Below are 12,823 nucleotides of genomic sequence, written 5' to 3' on the forward strand. Positions count from 1 at the left end.
GGGGGGGAGCGGGCGGGGGCGGGGGGCTCAGCCGCGCATCGCGACACCGCGGCGCCAGTAGCCCATGAAGGCCACCTGCCCGCGGTCGATGCCGAGGTCCTTCACGAGGTGTCGGCGCAGGGTGGTGACCACGCCGCTCTCCCCCGCGATCCAGAAGTAGCGCTCGGCCGGGGCGTCGGCGGCGGCGATCTCCTCCCCGAGGCCGGAGTACGCCGGCGTCTCCCACAGCAGGTCCTCGCCGTCGATGTCGTTCACCAGGACCTCGTCTGAGGCGTCGGCGTCACCCAGGTAGCCGAGCGCCGCGGGGATGAGGTGCACGCCGTGCGGCTCGCCGGCGTCGCGCGGGAGCCAGTGCACGTCGACACCGGTCGGCGCATCGATGCGCAGCACGTCGGCCGGAGTCGGCACCTCGATGAAGGCGACACCGCGCAGGCCGCGAGGTGCGTCCTCCAGGATGCGGGCGATCGCCGGGGCCGCCGTCTCATCCCCCGCGAGCACGACCGATGCAGCGGCACCGGGGGCGAACTCAGCGCCGCCGTGCGCATCGACGCCGAGGCCGCGACGCGGTCCGACGAGGTACAGCTCCTGCCCGACCGCGGCCTGGTCCGCCCACAGCGACGCGGGGCCGGTCAGCCCCGGCTCGAGGTGCAGCACGAAGTCGACGTCGACCTCGGTCCCGGTCTCGTCGTCGACCCGGAGGTCCCGCACCGAGTAGGTGCGCATCGAGCCGCGCTCCTCTTCCGGCACCGCCAGGAACGCCTGCCACCAGTTGTCCGACGCGCGGTCGAGCTCGGGCAGCACCCCGGATGCCGGCGGGAAGACCAGCTTGATGCGACTGTCGAACACCTCGCCCGGGGTCCCGAACTCGAACAGGTCGTCCCCGCCGAAGGTCACGCGCACGAACGAGGGCGAGACCCGGACCACGGCGCGCACCTCGGCGCGGGTGAGGATGTAGGTCGGACGCTCGGTCGTGGTGGTCGTCTCAGCGGACATGATGCCTCCCGATGGGTGTGACCATCGGCGTACCGGAGACCGGGTCGATGGTGATCTGATTGGCGAGGCCGAAGACCTCTTCGACGAGGTCGGCGGTGACGACCTCCTGCGGGGCTCCCGCTGCATGCACCCTGCCGTCCTTCATGGCGACCAGTTCGTCGGCGTAGCGGGCGGCGAGGTTGAGGTCGTGCAGCACCATGACGATGGTCGTGCCGCGCGACACGCTCAGGTCGGTCAGCAGGTCCAGCACCTCGACCTGGTGCGCGACGTCCAGGAACGTGGTCGGCTCGTCGAGCAGCAGGATGTCCGTCTCCTGCGCGAGAGCCATCGCGATCCAGACGCGCTGCCGCTGTCCGCCCGAGAGCTCGTCCACGCTGCGGTCGGCCAGATCGGAGATGCCGGTCGCATCGAGCGCGTCCGCCACGACCTCGTAGTCGTGCGCGCTCCACCGCGCGAGCATCTTCTGGTGCGGGTGTCGCCCTCGTCCGACCAGGTCGGCGACCGCGATCCCCTCGGGCGCGATGGGCGATTGCGGCAGCAGACCGAGGATCCGCGCGACCTCCTTGGTCGGACGGGAGTGCACCGAGGCGCCGTCGAGCACGACCTGCCCCTCGGTCGGCGAGAGCAGGCGGGCCAGCGAGCGCAGCAGCGTCGACTTGCCGCAGCCGTTCGCGCCCACGATCGCGGTGATGCGTCCAGGAGCGATCTGCAGGTCGAGCCCGTCGATGACGGTGCGGTCGCCGTACGCGAGCGTCACCCCCTCGGCCGACAGGCTGTGCGAGACGGTCATAGCGAACCCCCGGAGCGGTTGGTGCGGATGAGCAGATAGATCAGGTACGGCGCGCCGACCACGCCGGTGATGACGCCGACGGGGTAGCGGGTGCCGAAGGCGAACTGGCCGATCAGGTCGCCGGCGAGCACGAGCACGGCGCCGACGAAGGCCGACGGCAGGAGCAGGTTCGCCCCGGGCCCGGTGATGCGGGCGGCGATGGGGCCCGCCATGAACGCGACGAAGGCGATGGGGCCGGTGGCCGCGGTCGCGAACGCGAGCAGCGCGACCGCGCCGAGGATGAGCAGCAGACGTGTGGCGTCGACGCGGACACCGAGTCCGGCGGCGGAGTCGTCACCGAGCCGCAGAGTCCCCAGAGCGCGACCTTGCGACAGCATCAGCGGCACGATGATCACCGCGGCGATCGCCATCGGCAGCACCCGCTCCCAGGACGCGTTGTTCAGGCTTCCCGTCAGCCACTGCATCGCGGTCTGGATGTCCCAGTTCGCCGCACGGGAGAGCAGGTACGAGATGACGCTCTGCAGCATCGCCGCGACGCCGATGCCGATCAGGATCAAGCGGGTGCCGGCGAAGCCGCCCTTGATCGAGAGCAGATAGATCGCCAGGGCCGTGAGCACCGCGCCGGCCAGCGCGAGCGCGGAGACGACCGGGCCGTTGACCGACAGCACGATGATGCCGAACACGGCCGCGGCGCCGGCACCGTTCGAGATGCCGATGATGTCGGGCGAGGCGAGCGGATTGCGCAGCATCGTCTGGAAGCAGACGCCCGCCATGCCGAACGCGATCCCGGTGAGGACGGCGAGCACCGCCCGCGGCAGTCGCAGGTCGCCGACGGTGAAGGAGGCGCCGGGCACGCTCTCACCGAGGATCACGCGGATCACCTCGTCCGGTGTGTAGAACGTGTTGCCCACCATCAGAGCGATCGCGAAGAGGGCGAAGACCAGGACTCCGAGGACGATCGTGGCCGTCGCGTGGCGACGGTGGCGCGAGCGACGCCCTGCGACGATCCGGGCGATCCGCGCGGATGCGGACTCCTCGTCGCGGGCGAGGGTGTGTTCCGTGTGCTCGGTCGTGGTCACAGCTCACGCACCTTCTGCCGACGGACGATCCAGATGAAGAACGGGGCGCCGATGATGGCGGTGATGATGCCCACCTGGATCTCCTCGGAGGAGGGAGCGATCACGCGACCGACGATGTCGCTCGCCGTCAGGAGTGCGGCACCGGCGATGGCCGAGAACGGGAGCAGCCACCGGTGGTCGGTGCCGACGAGCAGCCGGCACATGTGCGGGATCACGAGTCCGACGAACCCGATGGGTCCGGCGATCGCGGTCGCGGCACCCGCGAGGATCACCGCACCCAGCGCTGAGATCATGCGGGTGCGGAGCACATGTTCGCCGAGTCCCTTCGCCATGTCGTCGCCGAGGGCGAGCGAGTTCATGCCGCGCGCGCTCAGGAAGCAGATGAGGGCGCCGAGCGCGAGGACGGGAGCGGTGATCGCGATCCGCGGCCACTCCGCCCCACCGACACCGCCGATCTGCCACGACTGGAACGTCTGCAGCAGGTCGACGCGCGGCAGCATGATCGCGCTGATCAGCGAGGCGAAGGCCGCCGAGGTGGCGGCCCCGGCGAGCGCGAGCTTGAGCGGCGTCGCGCCTCCGCGCCCGAGGGATCCGACGGTGTACACGAAGACGGCGGCGGCACCGGCGCCCACGATCGCGAAGGTCATCTGGCCGTAGGGGTCGGCGAGACCGAAGAACGCGATGCCGCACACCACGGCGAGCGAGGCGCCGTTCGAGACACCGAGGATGCCGGGGTCGGCGATGGGGTTCCGCGTGACCGCCTGCATGGTGGCTCCGGAGAGCGCGAGTGCCGCGCCGACGAGGAGCGCGAGGACCGTACGGGGGATGCGCTTGACGATCGCGGCCTCGGCGATCGTGTCGGTGTGACCGGTGAGGGCGGCGACGATGTCGTCGAACGAGACCGCGCGCACGCCGAAGGCGATCGACATGACGCTGAGCACCAGGAGCACGACCACCCCGAGGAGGAGCCACAGGGTTCGCGCCAGCGCCGGGCGCCGCAGGTCTGCGGCACCCGGCGCGAGGACGGTCGCTGAGGTCACTGAATGCTCATTCCGCGGGAGCGGATCGAACGACTACGACGCCAGCGGGCCGGCCAGGATCGCGAAGTAGTCGCCGAGTCCCCACGGGATCGACAGCGGCGACGGGTTGGCGGAGGCCGCGATCGGCGTGGCGTTGGGCAGGATCGCGATGCGCCCCTCGGCGATGGCCGGGATCTTCGACAGCAGCGGATCGGCCTGCAGAGCAGCGACGGTCGAGTCGTCCCCGTACGTCACGAACAGATCCACATCGTCGAACTTCTGCGCCTCCTCGGCGCTCACCTCGAGGTTGAACAGCTCGGTGTCCTTGTTCTCCTCGACGATCGACGGGAAGGGGAGACCGAGGCTGTGCAGGAATCCGGGTCGCGTGTCCGCCGCGGTGTAGAAGCCGATCGTGCTGAGGTCGCTCGGGTCGAAGTACGCGAAGAGGACCTTCTTGTCCTTCAGGACGCTGTGCTCGTCGAGGGCGGCTTCGGACTCGGCATGCAGCTCTTCGATCAGGGCCTTGCCTTCGTCCTCGAGCCCGAGAGCTTTCGAGTTCATCTCGACCATCTCATCCACCGAGGTGCCCCAGGCGACGTCCGGGTAGGCGACGACCGGCGCGATCTTGGAGAGGGTGTCGTACTCCTCCTGCGTCATGCCGGAGTACGAGGCGAGGATCACGTCGGGCTCGGTGTCGGCCACGGCTTCGTAGTCGATGCCGTCGGTCTCGTCGAACAGGACCGGCGTCTCGGCCCCCATCTCCTCGAGCTTCTCCTCGACCCACGGCAGCACGCCGTTGTCGTCGTCGTCCCCCCACGTGACCTTGCTCATCCCGACCGGCACGATGCCGAGGGCCAGCGGCACCTCGTGGTTCGCCCAGGCGACGGTCGCGACCCGCTCCGGCTTCTCGGTGATCGTGGTCTCGCCGTAGACGTGCTCGATCGTGACGGGGAAGGCGTCGTCGGAGGCGGGGTTGCCCCCGGCGGAGGACGTCGACTCCGGCGCGGACGAGGCGCAGGCGGAGAGGCCGACGGCGAGCGCGGCGGCTGCGCCGAGGGCGAGGAGACGGGAGGTGCGCACAGGCGTTCCCTTCGATTCGGGGGGAGTGTGGCGCAGACCGCGCCCGGCATTGGTAAGCCTCGCCTAATCTAACACGGAGGTTAGGGTGACCTCACTTCGGGTACGAAAAAAACCGGCCGGATCCGTGAGGATCCGACCGGTTTCAGGAAGTCAGCGCGCGCTCAGAGAGCGCGGATGTTCGCCGCCTGCATGCCCTTGGGGCCACGCTCAGCGTCGAATTCGACCTTCTGGTTCTCGCGGAGCTCCTTGAAACCGGAGCCGGCGATAGCCGAGTAGTGGGCGAAGAGGTCGTCCGAGCCGTCATCGGGAGCGATGAAGCCGAAGCCCTTTTCCGCGTTGAACCATTTCACAGTGCCAGTGGCCATGTGTTTCTACTTTCTGTTGACTTAGCCGTTTACACGGCCTACGCCGAGTCGGAACATCCGACACGCGCGCTTTGTCACGCTACCACGGGAGACTGAGCAGCAGCACGGAACGACGGATTCTTCTGCACGAGAGCCGCTTCGGTGCGCGTGTTCACCCCGAGCTTGCGCAGAACCGCGGAGACGTGGACGCTCACCGTCTTCACGCTGATGAACAGGCGGTCGCCGATCTGTCGGTTGCTCAGGCCCTCGGCGATGAGCTCGAGCACCTGCCTCTCACGAGCGGTGAGCAGGTCGTCGCTCAGCGGCGCATCGGGGGCGCGAAGACCGGCGTTGGCGCTGAACCGCGAGACCGCCGCCTGGAGCTGCGCATTGCCCAGGGACTCCGCCAACGCGGCGGCCTCACCGAGCACCGACGCTGCAGATGCGCGATCCCCCTCGTGCACCCGCAGGCGAGCGCTCTCGAGGCGGAGGACCGCTCGGAAGATGACCGGGACGTCTTCTCCCTCGGCGCTGCGCAGGGCGGCGTCGAGCGCATCGCCGCGCGGGTCGAGGAGGGCATCGAGGATCGTCGACCACGCATCGTTCTGCAGCGGCACGGGTTGCGCGAGCCAGGCGGCGCGGATGGCGTCGGACTCCTCCGTGACATCGGCCCCCTCGGCGCGCAGCTCGGCGATGATCGCCCCGCCCTCCAGCAGCAGCCGACGCTGGTGCAGCAACGCGGGCCGGTCGTCACGCAGCATCTCGAGGATCGCGTCGAGGGCTCCGCGGAGGTTGCCCTCGCTCTCGGCGACCGCGACCGTCATCATGACCCGGTCGTACCAGATCTGACGTTCCGAGCCACCGGTCTCCTCGAAGGCGGGCAGCCACGCCTGCAACAGCTCTGCGGCCTCGGCCGATCTTCCGCGCCAGGCCAGCACCCGCACGCGCGTCATGCTCATGTACATGCGGAACACGCGCAGGGTCCCCTGCACGAAGTCACGGGCCAGCATCTCCTCGACCCGTTCGATCTCTCCGAGTTCGAGCAGGGGAACGACCATGTTCTGCGCCATGATCGACCCCGAGGTGCGCTCGACCCGGAGCTCACGCGCACGCTGCAGCCCCTCTTCTGCGACCTCGACCGCCTCACGGTAGCGGCCCAGCAACGTGAGCAGGTCGGAGTAGTTCACGCGGTAACGCATCTCGGCGGTCGTCCCCGTCGCGAGCACACGTGCACGCTCGTACTCGCGTACCCCCTCCTCGATGTGTCCCAGATGGGCGAGGGACCCACCGCGCACGTTCGCGGCGATCGACAGCTGATCCGTCGATTCGGCGCTGGCAGCACTGCGCTCGGCCTCGTCCGCGAGCCGGATCGCCTCCTCACGGTCGCCCGCGATCATGCGCCTGCTCGCGAGCTGGTTGAGGAGCTCGGCGCGGAAGACGTCGTCATGCACGTGCTCGTCGGCGATGGCCAGAGCCTGCTGCAGGAGCGGTATCGCTCCCAGACGCCCGAGGTTGACCAGGTACAGCGCCTTGTTGCGCAGCAGCCGCGCGTGCAGCCGCGGGTCGACCGTCTTCGGGTCGACCTCGGCGAGGGCGACGTTCGCGACGGCGAGGGCCCGGTCTCCGTCACCGGCGTTGCGCAGGATGGAACCGAGCACCAGGAGCAGGTCCAGGCGCTCGATGCGCGCTGCGTCGGCCGCGTCGGGCACGAGCGGCCACAGCTCCAGCGCCAGCTCACCGAAGCGGGCCGCGCTCGCGAACGCATACTGTGCCTTCGCCTGCCGCATGGCATCGGCGGCGGCGATGAGAGCCTTCCGGTCGTCTTGTGCGAGTTGCCAGTGATAGGCGAGCGCCGCGGCATCGCTGGTGTCCGACCCCGCGCACTGCGCCTCGAGCGCCTCGGCGTAGGCACGGTGCAACCGCGCCCGTTCACCGGGGAGCAGGTCGTCGTGCACGGCCTCGCGCAGCAGCGCGTGGCGGAAGCGATAGTCGTCGTCGCCCACGACCAGGATTCCGCTGCGGGTCGCCTCGCGGATCGCGTCATCGAGCCGCTGCTCCGGCAAGCCGACGAGACTCGTGATGAGCGGGTGCGATAACGGACGCTCGGCCCCGGAGACGACCTGCACGACGTGTCGCGCATCGTCGCTCAGCCTGTCGAAGCGGGCGAGCAGCAGGTCACGGAGCCCATCGGGGAGCGGTCCGTTCGTGCATCCGGCGATCTCCTCGATGAAGAAGGGGACGCCCTCCGCCCTCTCCTGCATGCGGTCGAGCGCGCTCTCGGTGAGCGCGCGGCCGGTGATCTGCTCCGCCAGCTCGCGGACGGCGGCAGCGTCGAGCCGGGCAAGGGTCACGCGGTCGAGCAGCCGTGCGCGCGTCGCCTCTCCGATGAACCGACTCACCGCATCGCCGCGCCGCACGTCGTCAGTGCGGCAGCTGAGGAGCAACAGGATGCGGCCGCGACCCAACGCCCGCAGCAGGAAGGAGAGGATGGCGAGCGTCGACTCATCCGCCCAGTGCAGGTCTTCGACCACGAGCACCTGAGGAGCGCGCTCGGCCGCCGCCTCGATGAGGGAGGCGATCGCGTCTCTCAGCCGCTCGGGACTGGTGCGGTCACGATCGGTCGGGGTGTCGACGAGTTCGGGGAGCAGCATGCCGAGGGCCTCCGCCCCCACTCCGACCGAGTCGCGCACCCGGTCGACGCCCATGCGCGTGACGATCGAGCGCAGGATGCCGGTCAACGGTCCGTACGGCGTGCGCGAGGCACCGAGGTCGAGACACCAGCCCACGTGCACGTCGGCGGTCTGCTCGATCTCGGCGGCGAACTCGCGCAGCAGACGCGACTTGCCGATCCCGGCCTCTCCCTCCACGAGCAGGGCCGCAGGCACGCCGTCGCGCACACCGGCGAACGACCGGCGCACCTCGGTCAGCTCGGCCTCGCGGCCGACCATCGCAGCGCTCGACGGGGAAAGGGGCATGGATTCATCGTCCCACCCCGGACCGACATTCGGCACGGCCTGCAACGCGCGCTTCGCGAGGACGCCGCTCACTGCGCGGGAGCTGCCGCTGCGTCGCACCGAGCGGACGTGGGTGCCGTCGCCGACCGCTGCCGGGCGCTGCCGAACGCGCGGCGCAGGATGCGTCGGACGGCTCCCTCCGGACGCGGCCGGATCTGGTCGGCGTGCTCGATGAGGAAGAGGCGTCGGGCGGCGGCACGCTCCATCTGCTCCTGGTCGTGCCGGGTCAGCTGTTCGCTGAGATACGGGTGCTCGTACATGGGGTTCTCCTCGATGGTTCTGCGTATCCCTAGAGTCCGCTCTGAGGGGGCCCCTCGACATCGGGCAGATGCCCTATCTTTCGGACTCCGGTGTCTAGGGATGCCGGTACTACGCGTGCCGGGGGCGCATCAGGGAGGTGCGCACCGAGGGGCGGGAGGTATCCGGCGCGAGGATCGCGAGGACGCGGACGAGGGTCGCCATCCACAGCAGTCCGAGCCCGACGACGATGGCTTCGACAGCGGTGGTCGAGTACAGCCCGAACGGGATCCACAACACGATCGCGACCGCGAGGAGGAGGCCCACGCCGATCGACGTGATCAGCAGAGCGCGCGGTCGCCCGGGGATCGATGCCACGGTGGTGGCCGCCGCCACGGCGAACAGTACGAGAGTGGCGAAGGCGGCGATGTCGTGCGGGAGCGGCACCCGGTGCAGCGGCAGCAGCCCGACCGCGGCGAGCGCGACGCCCGTCGCCGCCCATGCCCCGACCACGACGGCGAGACGAGGGAGGGCGGTATCGCCGAGGAGGCGGTGCAGGTCGCGGCCGATGTACGACCCCACGGTCGCGACGAGGAGGCCGGCGACCAGGAGGGTTCCGTTGAAAGCCCACGACCCGGAGCCCAGCTGCGAGAAGTTCTCCTCCCACCATCGCGGATCGGCCGCCGTGACCATGGCGAAGAGCGTGCCGATCACGAGGAACCCGAACAGGAGCGCGGCGAGATCGACCGTGCGAAGGTCGACACCGGCCCCGAACGCGAAGCGCCCACCGACGGCCGAGGCCACACCGGTGAGGAGCCCACCTCCGATCGCGGCGAGCTGCAACCCCTGAAGACCCGCCGCCAGAACCTCGGCGGTCAACAGCACGCCCATCATCGTAACGGCTCCGAACGCGACGGTCAGGGCGATCGACGAGAGGTCGGACACCACCGCCTGCCAGCGCGGCATGGGCGCCGTCTCCCCACGCCGGTGCATCAGCGTGCTCGTGAGGAAGGCCGCCGCGGCGATCACCCCCGCGATCACCGCGGCCGGCATCGCGAGGGCTTCCGTACCCGTGAGCGGGCGCGCGGCGGGACCCAGGATCAGGATGCCGGCGATCGTGCCGACGACGAAGCAGATCACGGTCGCCCAGACCGCCGTGGTCTCGCCGCGCAGCCTCGCGTCCTGATCCATGCGCCCATGCAAGCACGCACGACGGACGGACGGAACCCCGCTCCCCGCCGCCCGCGCACTACCTTGGAGGCATGCGCATCCCCGCCGCGATCCGCGCCTCCCAGCGCTCTCCGCTGCTGCAGGTCGTGAAGTCGGCCGCAGCGACGATCGCCGCGTGGCTCATCGCCGGATGGGTCTTCCCCGCGCAGCTGCCCGTCTTCGCCGCGATCGCCGCCCTCCTGGTCGTGCAGCCCAGCGTGAACCAGTCGCTGTCGAAGGCGCTCGAACGCAGCATCGGAGTGATCGCGGGAGTCGTGATCGCCGTCGCCCTGGGCCTGCTGTTCGGTTCGCCGACCTGGATCGTGCTGCTCGCGATCGTCGTGGCGATGCTGGTCGCGTGGGTGTTCCGGGCCTCACCGGGAACGGGCAACCAGGTCGCGATCTCGGCGATGCTGGTGCTGGCGCTGGGCTCGTCGAGTCCTGAATACGCGTTCGCGCGCATCGTGGAGACGCTGATCGGCGTGGCCATCGGCATCGTGGTGAACGCCCTCATCGTCCCTCCCGTGCTGGTCGCCCCGGCACTGCGGGATGTCAGCCTCCTCGGGCGCGAACTCGCCGCGAGCCTCGACCGACTCGCCGTCGCACTCCCGGAACCGCAGACGCCCGCACAGCTGCAGGAGCTGATGCTCGAAGTACGCCTGCTGCGGCCGATGAAGGATGCCGCGGACGCCTCCATCGCCGCCGGAGAGGAATCGCTCACGCTGAACCCTCGGCGCTCCACGCATCGCGCGGAGCTGCGGGAGATGCGGGAGCTCCTCGAGCGGCTGTCCCCTATCGTGACCCAGACGATCGGCATGACCCGGGCCTACTTCGACCACTACGACGACACGATCGGCGAGGAGCCGGCCGTGGTCGCGATCGCGGAGCAGCTGCGGCGGGCCGGGCACGACGTCCGCCTCGCGGTGCAGGTCGCCGAGGCATCGCCGGAACCCGAGACGTTGACCTCGACGATCCCCGCGCTCACCGCTCCGCTCGTGCTGCGCCCGCCGTCTTCCCAGCACTGGATCCTGATCGGCTCTCTCATGGAGGATCTGCGCCGGATCAGGGGTGAACTCCTCGACGAGGACTGACCCGTCGGCCTTTCGAATCGCGCAAAGTGCTGCATCCGACGCCGATTTCGGACCATTCACGCGATTCGAAAGCCGCTTACCCTGGAGGCATGTCCGACGTCACCGTTGCCGAAGCCCTCGACGAACTCGCCGCGCTCGAGGATCCGAAGATGCGCGCCGCCAACGAGAAGCGCGGCGACGACCACGGGATCAACCTCAGCCGGATGCGCGCGTTGGCCAAGAAGATCAAGACGGACCAGCCTCTCGCGCAGGAGCTGTGGGCGACCGGCGAGACCCCGGCACGGCTACTCGCCCTGCTGATCTGCCGCCCGCGCGACTTCACCGCCGATGAGCTCGACGCCATGCTGCGCGAGACCCGCCCACCGAAGGTCAACGACTGGTTCGTGAACTACGTCGCCAAGAAGACACCGCTGGCCGAGGAACTGCGGCTGCGCTGGTTCGACGACGCCGACCCGACCGTGGCCGCCGCCGCCTGGTCGCTCACGACCGTGCGGGTGATGAAGGACGCGGACGGACTCGACCTGCCGCACCTGCTGGACCTGATCGAGCGCGACCTGAAGGATGCACCGCCACGGCTGCAGTGGGCCATGAACGAGACTCTCGCCAACATCGGCATCTTCCATCCGGACCACCGCGCGAGGGCCCGGGACATCGGCGAGCGTCTGCAGGTCCTCGCCGACTACCCGACCGCACCGGGCTGCACCTCACCCTTCGCACCACTCTGGATCGACGAACTCGTCCGACGCCGCGAGGGCTGAGGCACCCACGCCCTGGAGGCTGAGGTGCTCATCTTGTGGAGGCTGAGGCGCTCATCCTGTGGAGGCTGAGGCGCTCACATCCTGTGGAGGCTGAGGCGCTCACATCCTGAAGGAGAACTCACGCCCTGAAGGAGAACTCCCGTTGTGAAGGAGAACTCCCGTTGTGAAGGTCCGCATCCGGGATCGGCTCCTTCATTCCGTGAGTTCTCCTTCACGAGCCGCGTTCGCCCGGACGGATGCGTGTGGGCGCTGGATACGCTGAGGTCATGATCACCCACATCGCGGCAGAGCCCGGTCAGATCGCCCCCATCGTCCTGTTCCCCGGCGATCCGCTGCGGGCGAAGTGGATCGCCGAGACGTTCCTCGAGGATGCAGAACTGTACTCCGAGACGCGCGGAATGCTGGGCTTCACCGGCACCTGGGAAGGGCACCGCGTCTCGGTCCAGGGTTCGGGGATGGGGCAGCCCTCGATGGCGATCTATGCGAACGAACTGTTCGACTCCTACGACGTGCAGACGGTCGTGCGGGTCGGCTCGTGCGGAGCGCTGACCGAGGATGTGCGGATCCGCGACATCATCATCGCCAACGGCGCCAGCACGGACTCCGGCATCAACCGGGTGCGCTTCCACGGACTCGACTACGCGCCCGTGGCCGACTTCTCCCTGTTGCGCGCCGCGGTCGAGGCGAGTGAGGCCGGGGCCCTCGAGTCGACCGTGCACGTGGGGCAGCTCTTCTCGAGCGACCAGTTCTACAGCACCCGACCCGAGCTCACGGAACCCTTCGTGCGGCACGGCATCCTCGGCGTCGAGATGGAGGCCGCCGGTCTCTACACGCTCGCAGCGTACTACGGTCGGCGCGCCCTCGCGATCTGCACCGTGAGCGACCACATCGTCACCGGCGAGCAGACGACCGCGCAGGAGCGCGAGCAGACCTTCGGAGACATGATCCGCATCGCGCTGCGCGCGGCAACCGCAGTCTGACCCCCACGCGACGAAGGAGAACTCGCGACTCGAAGGAGAACTCGCGCTTCGACGGAGAACTCGCGATTCGACGGAGAACTCGCGACTCGAAGGAGAACTCGCGATTCGACGGAGAACTCGCGACTCGAAGGAGAACTCGCGACTCGAAGGAGAACTCGCGATTCGAAGGAGCGATTCCCCGGACGAGTCCTTCGAATCGCGAGATCTCCTTCACAACAGGCGGCAGGAC

General features: G+C 69.3%; 12 protein-coding genes. 3 read left to right on the forward strand and 9 right to left on the reverse strand.

Annotated elements, in window-relative coordinates; all coding sequences use genetic code 11:
- Positions 1–27: 27 nt before the first annotated feature.
- From L978_RS11810 to L978_RS11850, 9 genes are all read right to left on the reverse strand, one after another.
- A complete protein-coding gene (locus L978_RS11810; protein WP_047523278.1) occupies positions 28–993 on the reverse strand; it encodes a siderophore-interacting protein in 966 nt (321 codons plus the stop codon).
- Positions 983–1,783, reverse strand: a complete 801-nt coding sequence (locus L978_RS11815; RefSeq protein WP_047523279.1) for an ABC transporter ATP-binding protein — start codon at positions 1,781–1,783, stop codon at positions 983–985. The genes L978_RS11810 and L978_RS11815 overlap by 11 nt, the downstream gene beginning before the upstream one ends.
- Positions 1,780–2,862: a FecCD family ABC transporter permease gene (locus L978_RS11820; protein ID WP_052193652.1), complete on the reverse strand. Its 1,083-nt coding sequence runs from the start codon at positions 2,860–2,862 to the stop codon at positions 1,780–1,782. Before L978_RS11820 ends, L978_RS11815 begins: the two co-directional genes overlap by 4 nt.
- Positions 2,859–3,902, reverse strand: coding sequence for a FecCD family ABC transporter permease (locus L978_RS11825; RefSeq protein ID WP_047523280.1), 1,044 nt, complete (start codon positions 3,900–3,902; stop codon positions 2,859–2,861). Before L978_RS11825 ends, L978_RS11820 begins: the two co-directional genes overlap by 4 nt.
- Positions 3,903–3,935: 33 nt before the next feature.
- Positions 3,936–4,961 (reverse strand): iron-siderophore ABC transporter substrate-binding protein, encoded by a 1,026-nt coding sequence (locus L978_RS11830; RefSeq protein ID WP_047523281.1) that lies wholly within the window; start codon positions 4,959–4,961, stop codon positions 3,936–3,938.
- A gap of 161 nt (positions 4,962–5,122) precedes the next feature.
- Complete coding sequence (locus tag L978_RS11835; protein WP_017831237.1) at positions 5,123–5,326, reverse strand: cold-shock protein; 204 nt, start codon at positions 5,324–5,326, stop codon at positions 5,123–5,125.
- 74 nt (positions 5,327–5,400) lie between these two features.
- Positions 5,401–8,280, reverse strand: a complete 2,880-nt coding sequence (locus L978_RS11840; protein WP_197055657.1) for a helix-turn-helix transcriptional regulator — start codon at positions 8,278–8,280, stop codon at positions 5,401–5,403.
- Between the two features lie 68 nt (positions 8,281–8,348).
- The gene (locus L978_RS18960) at positions 8,349–8,579 is read right to left on the reverse strand and encodes a hypothetical protein (protein WP_047523284.1); all 231 of its coding nucleotides are present in this window, start codon (positions 8,577–8,579) and stop codon (positions 8,349–8,351) included.
- A 109-nt stretch (positions 8,580–8,688) separates the two neighbouring features.
- On the reverse strand, positions 8,689–9,747 hold the full coding sequence (locus L978_RS11850; protein ID WP_081997031.1) for a DUF998 domain-containing protein: 1,059 nt from the start codon (positions 9,745–9,747) through the stop codon (positions 8,689–8,691).
- Positions 9,748–9,818: 71 nt separating this feature from the next.
- Between L978_RS11850 and L978_RS11860 the strand changes: the two genes are divergently transcribed.
- From L978_RS11860 to deoD, 3 genes are all read left to right on the forward strand, one after another.
- Complete coding sequence (locus L978_RS11860) at positions 9,819–10,856, forward strand: FUSC family protein (protein WP_047523288.1); 1,038 nt, start codon at positions 9,819–9,821, stop codon at positions 10,854–10,856.
- A gap of 89 nt (positions 10,857–10,945) precedes the next feature.
- Positions 10,946–11,614, forward strand: coding sequence for a DNA alkylation repair protein (locus tag L978_RS11865; RefSeq protein ID WP_047523289.1), 669 nt, complete (start codon positions 10,946–10,948; stop codon positions 11,612–11,614).
- Positions 11,615–11,880: 266 nt separating this feature from the next.
- On the forward strand, positions 11,881–12,594 hold the full coding sequence (gene deoD, locus L978_RS11870) for a purine-nucleoside phosphorylase (RefSeq protein WP_047523290.1): 714 nt from the start codon (positions 11,881–11,883) through the stop codon (positions 12,592–12,594).
- Positions 12,595–12,823 lie beyond the last annotated feature (229 nt).

The organism is Microbacterium sp. ZOR0019, from assembly GCF_000800925.1.
GTDB lineage: Bacteria > Actinomycetota > Actinomycetes > Actinomycetales > Microbacteriaceae > Microbacterium > Microbacterium aurugineum.